Genomic DNA, 19,621 nt, shown 5'->3' with positions numbered 1-19,621 from the left:
TCTTCCCCTGCTGAGCGGAGTCCCTAGACTGTCTACATCGATCTGGCCGTAAGTCAAGTGCCCCGATCGAGGCGTGATCCGAGTACTCAGTGTCATCACCCGGTTGTCAGATTGCGACAATCGGGTGGAGAACATCCATTACTGCCGGTGACGACCGTCACGATGTGGATACAAGACAGTGGGTAACTCTGTGCAACACCTCGCGGGGCGGCTACTTTCAGCGGCCAGTCAGTTCCCACATAGGGACGAGCCGTTCACTTCGAACGGTTGGGTGGCATTTGGAGGAAGAGTGCAGAGAGCACGACTCACGAAGATCTTCGTGCTGGCGGCTGCGGGGGCCATCTCCCTGAGCGCGTGCGCGGCGCGTACCGACAGCGGATCCGGCGGATCCGACAGCAGCGCGCCGCAGGCCGCGGCCCCGTCGGCCGCCGCCGACGCCGCCGACCCGGCGGGTGACGGCAAGGCGCAGTGTTCGCCGACCTCCATCGCCTACGCCGGCACCATCAACGGCGCCAACGCGGCCCTCGGCATCAACATCCTGAACGGTGCCAAGCTCGCGGTCGACCAGCACAACAAGGCGAACCCGGGCTGCCAGGTCAAGCTGGAGCAGTACGACACGGAGGGCACGCCCGACAAGGCGCCCGGCATCGTGACCCAGATCGTGAACACCCCGGGCATCATCGGCGTCGTGGGTCTCCCGTTCTCGGGTGAGTCCAAGGCCGCGGGCAACATCTTCAACACCGCGGGCCTGGTCACGGTCACCCCGTCGGCCACGAACCCGACGCTGAGCGAGAACGGCTGGAAGACCTTCTTCCGCGGTCTCGGCAACGACAACACGCAGGGCCCGGCCGCCGCGAAGTTCATGACCGGTGAGCTCGGCGCCAAGAAGGTCTGCGTCATCCAGGACGACTCCGACTACGGCGTCGGCCTGGCCACCTCGACCAAGGCGGCCCTCGGCGGTGCCCTGTCGTGCGAGGACAAGGTCAAGACGAAGCAGACCGACTTCTCGGCCGTGGTCAACAAGATCAAGGCCAACGCGCCCGACGCGGTGTTCTACTCCGGTTACTACCAGGAAGCCGCTCCTTTCGCGCAGCAGCTGAACGACGCCGGCGTCACCGCGAAGTTCGTGGGCCCGGACGGCGTGAAGGACGACGAGTTCGTGAAGGGCGCCGGCGAAGCCGCCAAGAACGCCTACTTCACCTGCCCGTGCGTGCCGGCGGACCAGTTCACCAAGTTCACCGACGCGTACAAGGCCGCCACCGGCAAGGACCCGGGCACCTACTCGCCCGAGGCCTACGACCTCGCCACGATCCTGCTGAAGGGCATCGACTCGGGCAAGACCACGCGCCCGGCGCTGCTCGACTACGTCAAGACCTACGACGGCCAGGGCATCACGAAGCACTTCAAGTGGAACGACAAGGGTGAGCTGTCGTCGACCACGGTGTGGACCTACAAGGTCGACAACGGGAAGATCGTCCGCAACACCGAGATCAAGTAGCTCCAGCTTCCGTTCCAGTTACCGGGGTGCGTGTCCGGCGGCTAGATCCCGCCGGACCCGCACCCCGGACCCACATGGAGAACTAGTGTGTCGATGACCCATGACCTGAGCTCGCTCGTCCTCGCGCAGGGCGACAGCTGGATCACCTTCGACGTGAAAGGCTTCGTTGACCAGTTCTGGGCCAACACGATCGACGGTCTTGCCTACGGCAGCATCTACGCGCTCGTGGCGCTGGGCTACACCCTCGTCTACGGCGTCCTGAAACTCATCAACTTCGCCCACTCCGAGGTGTTCATCTACGGCGCCTACGCGGTGTGGTTCACCTTCTTCGGCCTCGGTTTCCGGCCGGGCGACACGCCCACCCTCGGGGTGTTCGAGCTGATCGGCTTCCTGCTGCTCGCCCTGCTGGCGGCGATGGCCGTCTCGGGCGGCACGGCCGTGCTGCTCGAACGCGTGGCCTACCGTCCACTGAGGAAACGCGGAGCGCCGAAGCTGGTCTTCCTGATCACCGCGATCGGCGCGTCGTTCGTGCTGCAGCAGATCCTCTTCATCTGGCGCGGCGGCAACGCCGAGCAGGGCATCCGCCTGATGCGCAACGAGCCGGTGTTCCAGATCTTCGGCGCCGACGTCACCAACGTCACGATCATCACGATCGTCGCGTCGGTCGTGCTGATGATCGCCGCCAACGTGTTCGTGAACCGCACCAAGTTCGGTCGCGGCATCCGCGCGGTGGCGCAGGACCCGGACACCGCCACGCTCATGGGCGTGAACAAGGAGCGCGTCATCACGCTCACGTTCCTCATCGGCGGCCTGCTCGCCGGCGCGGCGGCCCTGTTCTACATGATGAAGGTGCCGCAGGGCGCTTCGTACCAGGGCGGGTTCATCCTCGGCATCAAGGCGTTCACCGCCGCGGTGCTGGGCGGCATCGGCAACCTGCGCGGCGCGCTGCTCGGCGGCCTGCTGCTGGGTGTCGTCGAGAACTACGGCCAGACGCTGTTCGGCGGTGGCTGGCGCGACGTCGTCGCGTTCGTGCTCCTGGTGCTCGTGCTGATGGTGCGCCCGACCGGCATCCTCGGCGAATCGCTCGGAAAGGCACGGGTATGACGGTGACCTCGACGCCGCCGGCCGCGGCCGTCCCCGCGAAGCGCAAGCGGCCGATCTCGGACTGGTGGAACAACCTGCCGCGCGTGCAGCAGTGGCTCGTGCTCGTGCCGCTGGTGGTGCTGATCTACCTGCTGCCCGTGCTGAACCCGCCGATCATCAGCACGCAGCCGGGCTACAACTTCCCGATCGCGATGTTCGAGGTGTCCCGCTACGCGCTGGTCGCGATCGGGCTCAACATCGTGGTCGGCCAGGCCGGCCTGCTGGATCTCGGCTACGTCGGCTTCTTCGCGGTCGGCGCGTATGTGATGGCGCTGTTCACGAGCCCCGACTCGTCCCTGCACCACCTGCCGTTCCTCGTCGTGCTCCCGATCGCCATGGTGGTCACGATGATCTTCGGCGTGATCCTCGGGACACCCACGCTCCGATTACGCGGGGACTACCTCGCGATCGTCACGCTCGGGTTCGGCGAGATCGTGCGCCTGCTGGCGGACAACGTCGACCCGTTGCGCGGCAACAGCGGGTTCCAGTCGGTGGGGCACCCGCCGGGCACCAACGCCGACGGGACCGCCCTGTTCAACAACTCCGACGGCACGCCGTGGTACTGGCTGTGCGTCACGCTCATCATCCTGGTGCTGTTCCTCGTCGGGAACCTGGAACGCAGCCGGGTCGGCCGGGCCTGGGTCGCGATCCGCGACGACGAGGACGCGGCCGAGATCATGGGCCTGCCGACGTACAAGTTCAAGATCTGGGCGTTCGTCTCCGGCGCCGCGATCGGCGGCCTGTCCGGAGCGCTGTACGCGGGCCAGCTGGGCTTCGTGAACAACCAGAAGTTCGACGTGGTCACGTCGATGCTGTTCCTCGCCGCGGTGATCCTCGGCGGCGCGGGCAACAAGGTCGGGGTGCTGCTGGGCGCGATCGTGGTGGCGTACATCCCGCTGCGGTTCCAGGCGATCGCGAACTACAAGTACCTGATCTTCGGGCTGGCGCTGATCATCCTGATGATCTTTCGTCCTCAGGGCCTGCTGGGCGCGCGGCAGCGGCTGCTCACGTACGGCAGGCAGGCGTACCAGCGGCTGCTCGGCCGCGGCGAGCAGATCTCGAGCGACGGTTCGCTGGCCTCCGAGACCCCGGGAGAGAAGGCATGACGTCCCCTGGCAGCGGCACGGGCCCGGAGGTCCCGGCCGAGGGCGGCCTCGTGGCCGAGGTCGCCCGGATGAACGAGGAACAGCTCGCCGAGCACGAGGCGGAGGTCGCCGAGGTCGTCGCAGCGGACCGTGAGATCGACGTCGCGGTCGGGCAGACGCTGCTGAAGGTCGACGACGTCACCGTGCGCTTCGGCGGTCTCGTGGCGCTCGACGGCGTGTCGTTCGACATCCGCCGCGGCGAGATCCTGGGCCTGATCGGGCCCAACGGCGCCGGCAAGACCACGTGCTTCAACGCGATGACCGGTGTCTACCGGCCCACCTCGGGCCAGGTACTGCTGGAGGACAAGCCGCTGGGCAAGGCCTCGCGCCACGCCATCACGCAGCTCGGCATCGCGCGCACGTTCCAGAACATCCGGCTCTTCTCCGAGATGACGGCGCTGGAGAACGTGGTGGTCGGCACCGACGCCCGCCACAAGACCAGCCTCGTCGGCGCCCTGCTGCGCACGCCTCGCCACCACCGCGAGGAGAAGCAGGCGATCGAGAAGGGCATGGCGCTGCTGGAGTTCGTCGGCATCGCCGACCGGGCGGCCGACCGCGCGAAGAACCTGCCCTACGGTTACCAGCGGCGCCTGGAGATCGCGCGGGCGCTCGCGACCGAGCCGAAGCTGCTGTGCCTCGACGAGCCGGCCGCCGGGTTCAACCCGGCGGAGAAGGAAGAGCTCATGGGGCTGATCCGGACGATCCGCGACGACGGCTACACCGTCCTGCTGATCGAACACGACATGAAGCTGGTCATGGGTGTGACCGACCGGATCGTGGTGCTGGAGTTCGGCAAGAAGATCGCGGAAGGGGTGCCTGCCGAGATCCGGGAGAACCCCGCCGTGATCGCCGCCTACCTGGGGGTGCCCGACGATGACGTTGCTTGAGCTGTCCGAGGTCTCCGTCCACTACGGCCGGATCCAGGCCGTGTCGGACCTGTCCATCAGGGTCGACGAGGGCGAGATCGTCACGCTGATCGGGGCCAACGGCGCGGGCAAGTCCACCACCATGCGGGCCATCTCCGGCATCCGGCCGATCTCGGGCGGCGCGATCCGCTTCGACGGCGAGGACATCTCGCGGCTGCGCGGTGACCTGCGTGTGGTCCGCGGGATCTCGCAGTCGCCCGAGGGCCGGGGGATCTTCCCCGGCATGACGGTGCTCGAGAACCTCGACATGGGTGCGTACGCGCGCAAGGACCGGAAGAACCTGCAGCCGGACTTCGACCGCGTCTTCGAGCTGTTCCCGCGGCTCGCGGAACGCAAGACCCAGATGGGCGGCACGATGTCCGGCGGCGAGCAGCAGATGCTCGCCATCGGGCGCGCCCTGATGGCGAAGCCGCGGCTGCTGCTGCTCGACGAGCCGTCGATGGGGCTCGCGCCGCAGTTCATCCAGCAGATCTTCCGGATCATCACGGAGATCAACCGCCAGGGCACCACGGTGCTGCTGGTGGAGCAGAACGCGCAGCAGGCCCTTTCGCGGGCGCACCGCGCGTACGTGCTGGAGACCGGGCGCATCACGAAGTCCGGTACCGGCAAGGAACTGCTGGCCGACACCAGCATCAAGGAGGCCTACCTCGGCGTCGGCTGAGGGAGGCGACCCGATCCACGGACCGGCCCCGCGCGCTTCGGCGCTCGGGGCCGGTTTCCTATTTCGCGCCCGGCGGCTTGTCCCGGACGACGCACGTAAGGCGGGCCGTGCAGGTGCGCCGGCCCTGGTCGTCGGTGAGCACGATCTCCGCGGTGATGGTGCCGCGCCCGACGTGCAACGGGGTGGCGACGCCGGTGACGACGCCCGACCGGACGGCGCGGTGGTGGGTGCAGGACAGCTCGAGTCCCATCGCGGCGCGGTCGGCGCCCGCGTTGAGCGCGGCGACATACGAGCCGAGCGCCTCGGCGACGGTGGCGTTGGCTCCGCCGTGCAGGAGGCCGTAGGGCTGGAGGTTGCCCTCGACGGGGATCGTGCCGACGACGCGCTCGGGCGTGGCCTCGAGGATCTTCAGCCCGATCTTGTCGTTCAGCTGCTGGTCGGCGGCGGCGGGGTCGATCCCCGCGCGGGTTTCCAGCGCCAAGTCGCCGGCCTGCTCGGTCACGCAATGCTCCTCAACCTATGCGACACGTAAGAGTGTCGGACCCTCACCTTAGACTCGCTCCCGTGAGCCCGAGTGAGAACCGAACCGTAGTGAACGCCACAGCAGCCACGACCACGGCGGAGCGGCTGAAAAGCACGGCCGAGCGGCCCCGCCTGCTGCTCATCGACGGTCATTCGATGGCCTACCGCGCCTTCTTCGCGCTGCCCGCGGAGAACTTCAAGACGAAGACCGGCCAGGTCACCAACGCGGTGTTCGGGTTCACCTCGATGCTCATCAACCTGCTGCGCGACGAGGAGCCCACGCACCTCGCGGTGGCGTTCGACCTCTCGCGCAAGACGTTCCGGTCGGAGACGTTCGCCGACTACAAGGCCAACCGCAGCACTACGCCCGACGAGTTCCGCGGCCAGGTCGACCTGGTCAAGGAGGTGCTCGACGTGCTGGGCATCCCGTCGCTGGTGAAGGAGAACTTCGAGGCCGACGACATCATCGCCACCCTCACCACGCAGGCCGGCGCGTCGGACTTCGACGTGCTGATCTGTACCGGTGACCGCGACGCGCTGCAGCTGGTCAACGAGCACGTCACCGTGCTCTACCCGAAGCGCGGCGTGTCGGACCTGGTCCGCTTCACGCCCGACGCGGTGGAGGAGAAGTACGGCCTCACGCCGGCCCAGTACCCCGACTTCGCGGCACTGCGGGGCGACCCGTCGGACAACCTGCCGGGCATCCCCGGCGTGGGGGAGAAGACGGCGGCGAAGTGGATCCGCCAGTTCGGCACGCTGGCCGACCTCATCGACCGCGTCGACGAGGTGAAGGGCAAGGTCGGCGACGCGCTGCGCGAGAACCTGACGTCGGTCACCCTCAACCGCCAGCTCACCGAGCTGGTGCGCGACGTGCCGCTGGACCTGGTCCCCGACCAGCTGGAGCTGCGGCCGTGGGACCGCGACGCGGTGCACCGCCTGTTCGACGAGCTGGAGTTCCGCGTGCTGCGCGACCGGCTCTTCGCCACGCTCAGCAGCGCCGAACCGGAGGCCGAGGAAGGCTTCGACGTCTCCGGTGAAGCGCTCGCGCCCGGCGCGCTCGGCGCCTGGCTCGCCGCGCACGCCGGCGAGGGCGAGCCGGTGGCGCTCGCGTTCCGCGCCACGGGCACGTCGATCCGCTCCGACCTGCGCGCGCTGGCCTTCGCGTGCGCTGACGGCGAAGGCGCGTACGTCGACGTCACGGCGATGGACGAAGCCGACGACAAGGCGCTCGCCGCGTGGCTGGCCGACGAGAAGATCCGCAAGATCGGCCACGACCTCAAGGTGGCGCTGCACGCCGTGCGCGCCCGCGGCTGGACGCTCGCGGGGCTGGTGCTCGACACCGCGCTCGCGGCCTACCTCGTGCGGCCCGGCCAGCGCACCTTCGAGCTCGACGACCTGGCGCTGCGCTACCTGCACCGCGAGCTGCGCTCCGAAGCCGCCGAAGGCGACGGCCAGCTGTCGCTGCTCGACGGCGGCGCGGAAGGCTTGGAGCAGAAGGAGATCTCCGACGAGCTGGTGAAGGCCCGCGCGATCTTCGAGCTCGCCGGCGCGCTCGGCAAGGAGCTGGAGGACCTCGGCGGGGCGAAGCTGCTCGCCGAGCTGGAGCTGCCGCTGCTCGAGGTCATCACCGAGCTGGAGGCCGCGGGCATCGCCGTGGACGTGGAGCAGCTCACCGAGCTGGAGGCCCACTACCTCAGCCGGGTCACGCAGGCCGCCGAAGAGGCGTACAAGGTGATCGGCAAGCAGATCAACCTGGGTTCGCCGAAGCAGCTGCAGGTCGTGCTGTTCGAAGAGCTCGGCATGCCGAAGACCAAGCGCACCAAGACCGGCTACACCACCGACGCCGAGGCGCTGCAGAGCCTGTTCGAGAAGACCGAGCACCCGTTCCTGCAGCACATGCTGGAGCACCGCGACGCCACGCGGCTGCGCACCACCGTCGAAGGCCTGATCAAGTCGGTCGCCGACGACGGGCGCATCCACACCACGCTGCAGCAGACCATCGCCGCGACCGGACGGCTGTCGTCGGTCGACCCGAACCTGCAGAACATCCCGGTGCGCACGGAAGAAGGCCGGCGCATCCGCGACGCGTTCGTGGTCGGCGAGGGCTACGTCGAGCTGATGACCGCGGACTACAGCCAGATCGAGATGCGGATCATGGCGCACCTGTCGAAGGACGACGGTCTGATCGAGGCCTTCAACAGCGGCGAGGACCTGCACACGTTCGTCGCGTCGCGGGCGTTCTCCGTGCCGGCCGACGAGATCACGGCGGAGCAGCGCTACCGCGTCAAGGCGATGTCCTACGGCCTGGCCTACGGGCTGTCGGCCTACGGGCTTTCGCAGCAGCTGCGCATTTCGACCGAGGACGCGAAGTCGCAGATGGAGGCGTACTTCAACCGCTTCGGCGGCGTGCGCGACTATCTGCAGTCCGTGGTCGGCGAAGCCGGGAAGACCGGTTACACGGAGACGATCTTCGGCCGCCGCCGCTACCTGCCCGACCTCAACAGCGACAACCGCCAGCGCCGCGAGATGGCGGAGCGGATGGCGCTCAACGCGCCGATCCAGGGCAGCGCGGCCGACATCATCAAGGTCGCGATGCTCAACGTGCACCGCGAGCTGGTGCAGGCGAAGCTGCGCAGCCGCGTGCTTCTGCAGGTGCACGACGAGCTCGTGCTGGAGGTCGCCGAAGGCGAGCGCGCCGAGGTCGAGAAGCTCGTGCGAGAGGGTATGGGGTCGGCCTACGACCTGGCTGTGCCGCTGGAGGTTTCCGTCGGCTACGGCCGTTCGTGGAACGAAGCGGCGCACTAGGACTCCGAACGGACCAGAGAGGCTCCTTCCCCGCGGGGGAGGGGCCTTTTTGGTTACTTCGCGTCACTAACGAAATCACCGGGTCGGGCCGGGGGAGAACCCGGGTGCCGGTGCAGGTGATCTTGAGTCGCGACAACGCTGAGCTTCGCCCACGGGGTCCCCGGCCAAGGGGGATCAGAGAAAGGACGGCGAACGATGGCGAGTGAACTGCAGAGACGCAAGATCTCCACGGTGTTCGGGGCGATGGACGTCGACGGCGACGGATTCCTGACCGAGGCCGACTTCCAGGCGCTCACCGACCGCTGGACGAAGGCGCGCGGCCTCGCCCCCGACTCGCCGCAGGCCGCCCGTCTGAGCGAGATCATGATGGGCTGGTGGACCACGCTGCTCGCCGCGTCCGACATCGACCGCGACGAAAAGGTGACACTCGACGAGGTCCTGCTCGTGGTGGACCAGCTGGGGGACATGCCCGACTCGGTGCGCGGCACCGCGGCCGCGATGTTCGAGGCCATCGACGAGAACGGCGACGAGCGCATCTCGCGCGAGGAGTACCGGCGGCTCATCGAGACCTGGAGCGGCACGGCCACCGACACCGACACCGTGTTCCCGGTGCTGGACCTCAACGGCGACGGCTACCTCACGGCCGACGAGTTCACCGAGCACTGGCTCGAGTTCTGGGCCGGCGACAACGCCGACGCCCCGGGCACCTGGGTGTTCGGCCGGTTCGACCTGCCGCTGGCCGCCCGCTGACGACCCGCGCGCCGCGGCCGCACCTGCGGCGGCCGCGGCCCGCGAACGGGGAGACACGATGTACGAGATCTCCGACATCGCGGACAACGGCGCGGCCTCCGGCGCCGGTTTCTGGCTCCACCAGGCGGCCCTGGCCTGGCGCGCCGCGCTCGACGTCCGGCTGCGCCCGCTGGGCCTGACGCCCACGCAGTTCCTCCTGCTGTCCACGGCCGCCCGCCTCGAGCGCACCGCCGGCCCCGCCACCCAGCAGGAAGTGGCCGAGCACGCCGGCGCCGATCGCATGATGACGTCGAAAGTCCTGCGGGCGCTGGAAGTCCGCGGCCTGCTCACCCGCACCGCCCACGAACGCGACGCCCGCGCCGTCCGCGTCTCCCTCACCCCCGCGGGCCGCGACCTGGCGGCCGACGCCGCGGCCATCGCGACCGAGTTCGACAGCGCCTTCTTCGGTCCCGCCGCGGAACGGCTCGCCCGCGAGCTCCGCTCCGTCACGGAACGCCGCGGGAGGTCCGGACCACTCACCGCCGAGGAAGCGTTGCGGGCGGCGCCGCAGGAGTGAGTGCGCGGTGATCGTGAAGGCCCGTGTGGAGGGGCAGCGCGAGACCAAGCACCAAATGGCGCCGCCACGGTGCAGACCGAATGTCCGGTGTGGACAGTGCGGCTCAGAACAACGTCGGCGGTCCCACCGGCATCGGTTCGGCCAGGGGCTCCAGCTCGGGCACGCGCGCCCGCACGTCGTCGTGGAAGCGGCGGGCCAGCAGCAGCGCGTCGGCGTTGTCCGGGGTGTGGAGGAAGACCGTGGGGGAGCGTCCTTCGCGCAGCCAGTGCGCCACGGCGTCGGCCCAGGGGTGCCAGCCCGCGGCGGTCTCCTCGGGGTCGTCGCGGCCGAGGTAGCGGACGACGGGGTTCGCGGTGAGCGCGCGGATGCGCCGCGGCATGCGGGGCTTCTTCAGGCACGCCTCTTGTTCGGCTTCGGACGTCGGCGGCCGGGAGAACAACACCGTGGTGTCGAAGGTGATCCACTCGGCTGCGGCGCCGGCGAGGACGCGTTCCAGAGCCTGGGCGGCGCGTGCGTCTTCGAAGAACGCGCGGTCGCGGACCTCGACGGCGTAGCGGTACTCGCGGGGCAAGTGCCGCAGGAACCCGGCGAGGGCGCCGAGGGCCTCCGGTGAGAACGACGGCGGGAGCTGGATCCACAGCGTGTGGGCGCGTTGGCCCAGCGGCTCGATCGCCGCGAGGAACGGGGCCAGCACCGCGTCGACGTCGCCGAGACCGCGCTCGTGCGTGATGGCCTTCGGCAGCTTGAGCACGAACCGGAAATCGGCCGCCGTCTGCTCGGCCCAGGTCTCGACCGTGGCGCGCGACGGCGTGGCGTAGAACGTCGTGTTGCCTTCGACCGCGTTGCACCACGTCGCGTACGCGCGCAGGCGCTCGCGGGGTGCCAGGGGGTGCGGCAGGAGCCGGCCCTGCCAGGGCGCGTGCGTCCACATCGCGCAGCCGACGTGGAGTTTCACGGCGCCAGCCTAGTGGGGCACCACGGTGGGGTGATTCACCCGTGTCACCCGCCCGGTCAGCGGTACCCGCGTCACGGTCGCCTCACTTAGCGTGACATGCGTTGGTGTCGATCGATAGCGGAGGACCGAGAGATGATCAAGCGGCTCTTCAAGTTCGTCATGCGCCACGGCTGCTGCGCCGCGTGCACCGGCAAGGGCTGCGGCTGCTGCGCCAACTGCGGCTGACCCGGCGCGCGGAAAAACCGTCCGGGGTCTCAGCCACGGCCGAGGCCCCGGATCAGCACCATCACCGAGTCGCGCACGTCGGCCCGGGTGCGGGTGGGCTGGAAGACCTGCCAGTCGAGCGCGACGACGAGCATCGTGCCGAACAGGCCCGCCGCCGCGGTCTCGATGGCGACGCCCGCGGGCAGCCGGCCGGCCTCGTCGAGCCGGTGCAGCTGCCCCTTCACGATCGAGATGATCTCCTCGCGCAACAGCGCCAGCGTGTCGTGCCACTGGCCCGGCGTACGCCACAACTCGCTCACCACGATCTGCGAGAACCCGGGGTACTCGGCGATGAACTGCAGCGTCGTGTCGACCTGCGCCTCGATCACGTCGAGCGGCTCGCCGTCCGTCACGGCGGCGCGCAGGCGCCCCGCCAGCAGGTCGACGCCGAACCGGAGCAGGCTGTCGACCAGCCCGTCCTTGGACCCGAAGTTGTAGTACACCGTGCCCTTGGCGACGCCGGCTTCGGTCGCGATCTCGTCCACCGTCAGCCCCACGAGGCCCCTGCTGGCCGAAAGCCGCAGGGTCGCCTCGAAGAGCTTCCGCTTGGTCGTCTCCCTCACAGGCTGAGCTCGGGTTTGAGCGCGGACACCGTCCAGACCCGGTGCTTGCGCGCCGCCAGGGTCGACAGCACGATCCCGCCGACGAGGTAGGCCAGCAGCACCCCGACGTCGCCGAGGATCTGCAGCGACGCGCCGCTGTAGAGCAGGTGCCGGAAACCGTCGATGGCGTAGCCCATCGGCAGCACGACGTGCAGCGGGTAGAGGGCGTCGGGAATCGTCTGCCACGGGAACGTGCCGCCCGCGCTCACCAGCTGCAGCACCAGCAGCACCAGGCCGAGGAACTTGCCGACGGCGCCGAAGAACGCGTTGAGCGCGTGCACCACCGAGGTGAACGCCAGCGAGACGAGGATCGCGAACCCGATGGCGCCCAGCGGATGCGCGATGTGGATGCCGACCAGCCACGTCACCGCGGCGAACAGCACGATCACCTGCGCGATGCCGAGCACGGCCGAGGACAGCCAGCCGCCGAGCGCGACCCGCAGCGGCGCGGCGCCCGCGGTGAGCGCCCGCGTGGACAGCGGCCGGATGAGCAGGAACAGCACGAACGCGCCGATCCACGTGGCCAGCGAGATGAAGAACGGGGCCAGCCCCGCGCCGTACGTGCCCGCCGAAGCGACGCCGTTGGCCGTGACCGCGACCGGGTCGGCGATGGTGTTCGCCGTGGCGGTGCGCGTCGGGTCGTCCGGGTTCGGGATCTGCGACAGGCCCGACGACAGCCCGTCGCGCAGCTGGTTCGCCCCGCTCGCGAGCTGGTCGGTGCCGGTGACGGCGGTCTTCTCCCCGTCGTCGAGCTTGGCCGCGCCGTCGCGCAGCTGGTTCGCGCCGTCGGACGCCTGCGCGATCCCGCTGGTCAGCTGCGGTGTGGCCGAGGCGAGCTGGTGGGCACCGTCCGAAACCTGGCGGGCGCCGCTCGCGAGCTTGGCGAGGTCGCCGTTGGCGGCCTGGATCTTGGTGTTCGCCTGGTCGACGGGCGAGCGCAGCTGGTCGAGCTGCGCCAGGATGCCGTCGACCTGGGTGTCGGACAGGCCCGCGTTGTGCAGGTCGGTGTTCAGCTGGGCGCGGTAGCCGTCGAGCTTGCCCTGGATGTCGGCCGACGCGGACGCGGCGAGCGAGGCGGCGTCGGCCACCTGCTGGTTGCCGTCGGCGACCTGGCCGGCGCCGGTCGCGAGCTGCTGCGTCTGGCTCGGCAGCTGCGCGGTGCTCGTCTTCAGCGTGTTCAGCCCGGTCGCGAGCGTGCCCGAGCCGGTGGCCAGCCGGCTCGCGCCGTCGGCGAGCTGGTGCTGGCCGGTCTGCAGCTGCGCGGCGCCGTCGGCGAGCTGTTTCGCGCCGTTGGCGGCGTCGGAGATCTTGCCGTAGATCGTGGAGAAGCCCACGAGGAACCGGTCGGCCGCCTCGCCGCCCACCTTCTCGGCGATGGTCTTGCGCACCTGGTCGGCCACCTGCTTCGCGATGGTGCCCGCGAGGTAGTTGTTGGCGTCGTTGGTGGTGAGCGTGATCGTGGCCTGCTGCGGCGTGAAGTTGCCCGACGACAGCAGCGCGGTGGAGAAGTCGCGCGGGATGCCGATGGCGAAGGAGTACTTGTCGTCGCGCACGCCGTCGCGAGCGTCCTGTTCGGACACTTCGTGCCACTGGAAGGTGCCGGACTTGACCAGCTCGTCGGTCACCTCACGCCCGACGTTGCGCGTGGCGCCCGTCGAGTCCTTCGCGCCGGCGTCGCTGGTGAACACGGCGGCGGGCAGCTTGTCGAGGCGGCCGTACGGGTCGTAGTTCGCGTACAGGTAGAAGGACGCGTAGAGCAGCGGCACCAGCACGAGCGCGGCCATCGCCAGCTTCGGCAGCGTGCCGGCCGAGAGCCGGCGCAGCTCGTTGAGCGCGATGCGGAAGGCGTTCAGGCCGCCGGCACGCTTGTCGGGGGCGGTCATGCCGGTTCTCCTTCAGCGCTGACGTGTTCGGCGACGGGCTCTTCGACGGCGGGATCTTCGGCAGCCGGCTCTTCCGTGAGGGCGAGCAGGCGCACCGGCGCGGGCTGGTCGGTCGACCCGATGCGGGCCGGGGGATACGGGAGGGCGGACGCGGGTGTCGTCGCGGTGAGCACGGCGACGGCGAGGCCGCGCTTCGCGTGCTCCTCGGCGACCGCGGTCCACGTCTCGACGAGGCTCGTGTGGCGGTCGGGGGTGTCGAGCACGAGCACGCGCACGCCGGTGCGCTCCGCGGCCAGCTCGGCGAGCAGCCGCGTGCGCATCGCGGGCTCGAGGTTCTCGAAGCGGGTGCCGGCGAAGGGGGCGGCGTCGTGCTCGGTGAGCCAGCGCGCCACGTCCTGTTTGCCCGCGGGCCGGTGGGCCAGCGTGAGCTCCTCGCCGGCGACCACGCGCAGCGTCAGCGCCTCGTCGGGCTCGCTCACGCCCGGGGCGTCGACCACGGCGACGAGGTCGCGCAGCAGGCCGGGGACGTCGGCGGTGACCGTGCCGGTGCTCGGCTTGACGCGGCCGGCCAGCGCGAGGCCCAGCGCGGTGATCCCGACGCCGGGCTCGCCGTGGACCAGCGTCACGCAGCCGTCCTCGACGGTCAGCGAGGTGGGTGGCAACAGTGTGCCGTGGGGTCCCTCCAGGGACACCCGGTCGGCTCGTACCTGCACGGGGACTCCAATTTCTCCACTGACCGGACTTTTGAACTGACCGGTCAGTGCAAAAAGTTAGCGCACATGATCAACGGGCGGCAAGGCGGGTGGTCGCACGTCACACGACGGGGTGGTGGTGTCCCGGTCAGCGGTGCCGATCGGCGGTCCTGGTCAGCGCAGCGCGGTCGCCGGGTGGGCTTCCCACGACGTCCACAGTGGACGATAGCCCTGCCGGTGCCAGAACACCGAGGAGAGGGGGTTCATCGGGTTGTAGTAGAGGTACGCGCCGACCGTGCCGGGACGCAGCAGTTCGCGGTGTACGTGGTCCATGAGGACGCGCCCGATCCCGCCGCCGCGGTGGCCGGGCGCGGTCACGACGTTGTTCACGTACGCCCACAGCCCCGGCGGCAGGAGCTCGGCCGCCTCGGTACCCGGCGCCGAGTCCACCCACGCGCACTGGGCGAGGGCCACCGGCCGCCCGCCGGCTTCCGCGAGCCAGGTGGCCGGTTCGTCGAGCGCGCGGCGTAACGCGGGCGCGAGCAGTTCGGCGGTCTGGTCCCGGCGGCGGTGCGCCACCAGGCCGGTGTAGTCGAACGTGGCCGCGCACAGCCGGAGCACGGTGTCGAAGTCGGCCGGCCCGGCCAGGCGCACGGCGATCCCGTCGGTTCCGGCGGGCGTGCGGGGCGGCGGGTCCGTCCGCACGGCGAGCGCGGACATCGGGGCGAGCCCGTGGTCGAGGAACGCCCGGATCGCCTCCGCGTCGCGGCTCGGCCAGTTCACGACGCACGCGGAGTCGGCTTCGGCCGGTTCGGTGTCCACGAGGGACCGCAGCTCGCCCAGCAGGAGGTCGAATCCCTCGGTTCCGGCGGTGTCCGCGTCGGGGAACAGCTGCCACACCTGCGCGGCCGACCACAGCAGGGGAGTGTCGCCCGGGCCGTGGCGATGGCGCTGCACGATCCCGGACACGCGTTCGCCCGCCCCCGTCACCGCGCTGACGCGCTCGCCCGCGGTGTCGGCGAGCGACGGCGCGGGCGGCGGCAGCAGCGGGTCGAGCGCGGCGAACCGCGCCGCGGGTTCGGTGGTGGCCACGGAAGCGCAGCGTAGCCGCTCAGGAGCGGCGCGTGCGGAAGATCGCCGTGCCGGGGAAGAGCTTGCCGCGCAACGGGCTCCACTGGCCCCAGGTGCGCGTGTGGCCCTCGGGCCACTCGGGCTCCAGCAGGTCCTCGAGCGCGAACCCGCAGGCGGCCAGCGCGCGCACGTAGTCGCCGAGCGTGCGGTGGTATTCGACGTAGGTGGCCTCGCCTTCGTCGTCGACCTCCACGTACGGCGTGCGGTCGAAGTACGGCTGCGTGACGGTGAGGCCCAGCGGGCCCGGGTCGTCGGGGAAGATCCACCGCATCGGGTGGGTCACCGAGAACACCCAGGGCGAGCCGGGGCGCAGCACGCGGTGCACCTCGGCGAACACCGTCGCCGGCGAGGGCACGAAGGGCAGCGCGCCGAACGCCGAGCACGCGGCGTCGAAGCTGCCCGAGGCGAACGGCAGGTACTCGGCGTTGGCCTGGACCAGGGGCACGGCGACGCCGGTGCGCTCGTTGCCCTCGCGCGCGTGGCGCAGCATCCCGCCGGACAGGTCGGTCGCCACGGCGTCGGCCCCCGCCGAGGCGAGCCAGCGCGAGCACGCCGCCTGGCCGCAGCCGACCTCCAGCACGCGCCGGCCGCGGACGTCGCCGAGCAGCCGCACGTCCTCCTCGCGCACGCCCTCCGGGCACCACACGAAGTCGGCGTCGCCGAGGAACTCGCCGTGGGTGGCCTGGTAGTCGTCGGCGTCGGCGTCCCACCAGGCGAGGTTCGCGGCCGCCGCTTCGCCGCCGCCGACCGCGCGGTACGCGACGCCGGCCGTGCCGAGCTGCAGCTCGGCGTGCGCGTGGCGGTCGGCTGTGCCCGCGGGGGCGGCCGAGTGGTCGGACATGCGGGGTCCTTCCGGGAATGACGGGGAATGCCGGCACCGGCCGAAACGTCGCCGGAAGGGTACCGGGAGCTGTGGGGACCCTGATTGTGTGCCCTACCGGGGCCCGCGTACGATACGTGTTAGCGCAGTGGGTTCGCGCTGCCTGGGTCTTCACTTGCCGGGGGAGCGCACCGTTTGCGGGTCATGCCGCGGTCGTTCACTGGTGGACGTTGCTCGTGGGGTCGTCGCATGTTCCCGTCTCACGCCCCATCGCGCCGCCAACTGGACACCCTACGATCCCATCCACCGGAGCAACCCGCCTAATGACCACCGACACCGCCACCGCCCCGACCGCCCCCATCGGGGCCCCGCAGGTCGCCATCAACGACATCGGGTCGGAGGAAGACTTCCTCGCGGCTATCGACAAGACCATCAAGTACTTCAACGATGGCGACATCGTCGAGGGCACGATCGTCAAGGTCGACCGCGACGAGGTCCTGCTCGACATCGGCTACAAGACCGAGGGCGTCATCCCCTCGCGCGAGCTTTCCATCAAGCACGATGTCGACCCGGCTGAGGTTGTCTCCGTCGGCGATGAGGTCGAAGCTCTCGTTCTCCAGAAGGAGGACAAGGAAGGCCGCCTGATCCTGTCCAAGAAGCGCGCTCAGTACGAGCGCGCCTGGGGCACGATCGAGGAGCTCAAGGAGAAGGACGAGCCCGTCAAGGGCACCGTCATCGAGGTCGTCAAGGGTGGTCTCATCCTGGACATCGGCCTCCGCGGCTTCCTTCCCGCCTCGCTGGTCGAGATGCGCCGCGTGCGCGACCTGCAGCCGTACGTCGGCCGCGAGCTCGAGGCGAAGATCATCGAGCTGGACAAGAACCGCAACAACGTGGTCCTGTCCCGCCGCGCCTACCTCGAGCAGACGCAGTCCGAGGTTCGCAGCGAGTTCCTCAACAACCTCGCCAAGGGCCAGGTCCGCAAGGGCGTCGTGTCCTCCATCGTCAACTTCGGTGCCTTCGTGGACCTGGGTGGCGTCGACGGCCTGGTGCACGTCTCCGAGCTGTCCTGGAAGCACATCGACCACCCGTCCGAGGTCGTCGAGGTCGGCCAGGAGGTCACGGTCGAGGTCCTCGACGTCGACATGGACCGCGAGCGCGTCTCGCTGTCGCTGAAGGCGACGCAGGAAGACCCGTGGCGTCAGTTCGCCCGCACCCACGCGATCGGCCAGATCGTGCCGGGCAAGGTCACCAAGCTCGTCCCGTTCGGTGCGTTCGTGCGCGTCGAGGAGGGCATCGAGGGCCTGGTGCACATCTCCGAGCTGGCCGAGCGCCACGTGGAGATCCCGGAGCAGGTCGTGCAGGTCAACGGCGACGTCATGGTCAAGGTCATCGACATCGACCTCGAGCGCCGTCGCATCTCGCTGTCGCTGAAGCAGGCCAACGAGGGCGTCACGCCGGACACCGAGTTCGACCCGACCCAGTACGGCATGGCCGCCGAGTACGACGCCGAGGGCAACTACATCTACCCCGAAGGCTTCGACCCGGACACCCAGGAGTGGCAGGACGGCTTCGACAAGCAGCGCGAGGAGTGGGAGCGGCAGTACGCCGAGGCCCTCACGCGCTACGAGGCCCACATGGCGCAGGTCAAGAAGGCTGCCGAGGCCGACGCCGAAGCCGCTGCCGACGCCGCCACCGGCATCGAGGGTGGCAGCGGGGGCGACCAGACCTACACCTCCGCTCCGGCCGAGGCCAAGAGCGGTGGCACGCTGGCCAGCGACGAGCAGCTCGCGGCTCTGCGCGAGAAGCTGTCGGGCGGCCAGGGCTGAGTCAAGCCTGACGCCGAGCAGCACTGAGCTCTGACACCGCGGCCCCGGTCCAGTTCGGACCGGGGCCGCGGTGTTTCGCGTGTGAGGTGTGCGAAGTGGACGACCCCGAGGGGTTGCCGGAAGGCCGGCGTGGGGCGAGGTCAGTTGTGGAGGCCGAGCCCGGTGATCATCGACAGCACACCGGTGCGGTACATGGCCTCGTTGGCTTCGTCCGTCGGCTCGATGAACCAGTCGCTCAGCGGCGTCTGCGAGCGGATCGTGAGCTCGACACTCACGAGGCCGTGCATGGCCGTCCACAGCAGATAGCCGTAGTCACGCGAGTCCGTGCCGGGATCGCTGACGCGGCGGATCTTCCCGACGAACATCGCGAACGTCGTGCGCAGCACCGCCGTGCGCAGCTCCGGGTCCGGGTCGTAGCCGTGGACCGAGCGTTCGAACATCATCGCGTAGCGGGCCGGGCTCTCCAGCGCGAACCGGCGGTAGGCCAGCGCGACCTCGAGGAGATCCGCGACGCCGTCGTCGGTCTCCGGCGGCACGTCGAGCAGCTCGTCGCGCAGGAGGTCGAACGCGCGCTCGTACAGCGCGTCGAGCAGACCGGTGCGGCCGCCGAAGCGCGTGTAGACGGTGATGGTGGACGCGCCGGCCGCCTCGGCCACCCCGCGCACGGTCAGGCCGCCGACGCCGCGGTCGGTGAGCACGGTCAAGGCGGCGTCGAGGAACCGGCTCCGGTTGTGCTGGTCGGCAGGCTGCGTCGACAGATGGCGGGTGGCCACGACCGTTCCCCCCTTCGCCCGTGCCGCGCAGGACAGATCCGCGTCTCGCCTGCCGAAGATACGATATTCACGCTCGCTTGGGAACTTCGCCATGCGGCCGGATCTGTGGGATCTTCGTCCTGTGGACCTCGCCACGGCGTGGCACCACTTCGTCCACAAGCGACGTTCGGTTAGGTGGAGCGGCGCGGTGGCGCCGTCGAGAACCCCGAGCAGGAGGAGACCGGATGACTGAGCCGGAACCGGGCACTGTTGTCGTCAGCGAAGCAGGCGAAGGCCGCTTCACCCAGCACGTGACCGCGGGCGGTTTCGAGCTCGTCGTGGACGAGCCCAAGTCGGTCGGCGGCGACGGCACCGGCCCGACTCCGTACGACCTGCTCCTGGGCGCCCTCGGCTCCTGCACGGCGATCACGCTGCGGATGTACGCGGACCGCAAGAACATCCCGCTGGCGAACGTGAGCATCCGGCTGCGTCACGACCGCATCCACGCTCGTGACTGCGAGCGCTGTGAGACCGAGGTCGGCATGGTCAGCCGCATCACCCGCGAGATCGAGCTCGAGGGCGACCTCGACGACGAGCAGCGCGCGCGGTTGCTCGAGATCGCGGACAAGTGCCCCGTGCACCGCACGCTGGAGCACGAGATCGACGTCCAGACCAAGCTGGTCTGAGGAA

Annotated in this window: 18 protein-coding genes; 10 read left to right on the top strand and 8 right to left on the bottom strand. The window is 69.9% G+C overall.

From position 1 onward, the window contains the following. Positions 1–319: 319 nt before the first annotated feature. The 5 genes from ACQPXB_RS30285 to ACQPXB_RS30265 all read left to right on the top strand — a co-directional run bounded on the left by ACQPXB_RS30285 (position 320) and on the right by ACQPXB_RS30265 (position 5,373). Entirely contained in the window at positions 320–1,498 is a 1,179-nt protein-coding gene (locus ACQPXB_RS30285) for a branched-chain amino acid ABC transporter substrate-binding protein (protein WP_386950508.1), read from the top strand. 93 nt (positions 1,499–1,591) lie between these two features. After that, a complete protein-coding gene (locus ACQPXB_RS30280; RefSeq protein ID WP_386949668.1) occupies positions 1,592–2,602 on the top strand; it encodes a branched-chain amino acid ABC transporter permease in 1,011 nt (336 codons plus the stop codon). After that, complete coding sequence (locus tag ACQPXB_RS30275; protein WP_386949665.1) at positions 2,599–3,747, top strand: branched-chain amino acid ABC transporter permease; 1,149 nt, start codon at positions 2,599–2,601, stop codon at positions 3,745–3,747. Before ACQPXB_RS30280 ends, ACQPXB_RS30275 begins: the two co-directional genes overlap by 4 nt. Beyond that, complete coding sequence (locus ACQPXB_RS30270; protein WP_432845281.1) at positions 3,744–4,673, top strand: ABC transporter ATP-binding protein; 930 nt, start codon at positions 3,744–3,746, stop codon at positions 4,671–4,673. The genes ACQPXB_RS30275 and ACQPXB_RS30270 overlap by 4 nt, the downstream gene beginning before the upstream one ends. Next, on the top strand, positions 4,660–5,373 hold the full coding sequence (locus tag ACQPXB_RS30265; RefSeq protein WP_432845280.1) for an ABC transporter ATP-binding protein: 714 nt from the start codon (positions 4,660–4,662) through the stop codon (positions 5,371–5,373). Before ACQPXB_RS30270 ends, ACQPXB_RS30265 begins: the two co-directional genes overlap by 14 nt. A gap of 58 nt (positions 5,374–5,431) precedes the next feature. Here the strand turns inward: ACQPXB_RS30265 and ACQPXB_RS30260 are convergent, their stop codons facing one another. Beyond that, a complete protein-coding gene (locus tag ACQPXB_RS30260) occupies positions 5,432–5,875 on the bottom strand; it encodes a PaaI family thioesterase (protein WP_366581461.1) in 444 nt (147 codons plus the stop codon). A 62-nt stretch (positions 5,876–5,937) separates the two neighbouring features. Here ACQPXB_RS30260 and polA point away from each other — a divergent pair, with 62 nt between their 5' ends. The 3 genes from polA (at position 5,938) to ACQPXB_RS30245 (ending at position 10,006) form a co-directional block, all read left to right on the top strand. Continuing rightward, positions 5,938–8,700, top strand: a complete 2,763-nt coding sequence (polA, locus tag ACQPXB_RS30255) for a DNA polymerase I (protein WP_366581463.1) — start codon at positions 5,938–5,940, stop codon at positions 8,698–8,700. 195 nt (positions 8,701–8,895) lie between these two features. Then, a complete protein-coding gene (locus ACQPXB_RS30250) occupies positions 8,896–9,450 on the top strand; it encodes an EF-hand domain-containing protein (protein ID WP_366581465.1) in 555 nt (184 codons plus the stop codon). Between the two features lie 58 nt (positions 9,451–9,508). Next, complete coding sequence (locus tag ACQPXB_RS30245; RefSeq protein WP_432845279.1) at positions 9,509–10,006, top strand: MarR family winged helix-turn-helix transcriptional regulator; 498 nt, start codon at positions 9,509–9,511, stop codon at positions 10,004–10,006. 103 nt (positions 10,007–10,109) lie between these two features. On the opposite strand, the gene ACQPXB_RS30240 is transcribed toward ACQPXB_RS30245, so the two are convergent. The 6 genes from ACQPXB_RS30240 to ACQPXB_RS30215 all read right to left on the bottom strand — a co-directional run bounded on the left by ACQPXB_RS30240 (position 10,110) and on the right by ACQPXB_RS30215 (position 16,374). Next, complete coding sequence (locus ACQPXB_RS30240; RefSeq protein WP_432856850.1) at positions 10,110–10,937, bottom strand: DUF72 domain-containing protein; 828 nt, start codon at positions 10,935–10,937, stop codon at positions 10,110–10,112. A gap of 278 nt (positions 10,938–11,215) precedes the next feature. Continuing rightward, positions 11,216–11,788, bottom strand: coding sequence for a TetR/AcrR family transcriptional regulator (locus ACQPXB_RS30235; protein ID WP_366581468.1), 573 nt, complete (start codon positions 11,786–11,788; stop codon positions 11,216–11,218). Then, the gene (locus tag ACQPXB_RS30230; protein WP_432856847.1) at positions 11,785–13,680 is read right to left on the bottom strand and encodes a YhgE/Pip family protein; all 1,896 of its coding nucleotides are present in this window, start codon (positions 13,678–13,680) and stop codon (positions 11,785–11,787) included. Before ACQPXB_RS30230 ends, ACQPXB_RS30235 begins: the two co-directional genes overlap by 4 nt. A 26-nt stretch (positions 13,681–13,706) precedes the next feature. Then, positions 13,707–14,423, bottom strand: a complete 717-nt coding sequence (locus tag ACQPXB_RS30225; protein ID WP_432845278.1) for an ATP-binding cassette domain-containing protein — start codon at positions 14,421–14,423, stop codon at positions 13,707–13,709. A gap of 153 nt (positions 14,424–14,576) precedes the next feature. Continuing rightward, positions 14,577–15,494 carry a GNAT family N-acetyltransferase gene (locus tag ACQPXB_RS30220; RefSeq protein WP_432845277.1) on the bottom strand — a complete coding sequence of 306 codons (918 nt, stop codon included), beginning with the start codon at positions 15,492–15,494 and terminating at the stop codon, positions 14,577–14,579. Positions 15,495–15,513: 19 nt separating this feature from the next. Then, the gene (locus ACQPXB_RS30215) at positions 15,514–16,374 is read right to left on the bottom strand and encodes a class I SAM-dependent methyltransferase (RefSeq protein ID WP_432845276.1); all 861 of its coding nucleotides are present in this window, start codon (positions 16,372–16,374) and stop codon (positions 15,514–15,516) included. A gap of 302 nt (positions 16,375–16,676) precedes the next feature. On the opposite strand from ACQPXB_RS30215, the gene rpsA reads away from it, so the two are divergent. Beyond that, on the top strand, positions 16,677–18,179 hold the full coding sequence (rpsA, locus tag ACQPXB_RS30210) for a 30S ribosomal protein S1 (protein WP_364060441.1): 1,503 nt from the start codon (positions 16,677–16,679) through the stop codon (positions 18,177–18,179). Between the two features lie 140 nt (positions 18,180–18,319). Here the strand turns inward: rpsA and ACQPXB_RS30205 are convergent, their stop codons facing one another. Then, entirely contained in the window at positions 18,320–18,952 is a 633-nt protein-coding gene (locus ACQPXB_RS30205; protein ID WP_432845275.1) for a TetR/AcrR family transcriptional regulator, read from the bottom strand. Positions 18,953–19,176: 224 nt separating this feature from the next. Here ACQPXB_RS30205 and ACQPXB_RS30200 point away from each other — a divergent pair, with 224 nt between their 5' ends. Beyond that, a complete protein-coding gene (locus tag ACQPXB_RS30200; RefSeq protein WP_366581478.1) occupies positions 19,177–19,617 on the top strand; it encodes an OsmC family protein in 441 nt (146 codons plus the stop codon). Positions 19,618–19,621 lie beyond the last annotated feature (4 nt).

It is taken from the genome of Amycolatopsis sp. CA-161197, assembly GCF_050942255.1.
Lineage (GTDB): Bacteria > Actinomycetota > Actinomycetes > Mycobacteriales > Pseudonocardiaceae > Amycolatopsis.
This window is presented reverse-complemented; position numbering and strand designations above follow the sequence as displayed.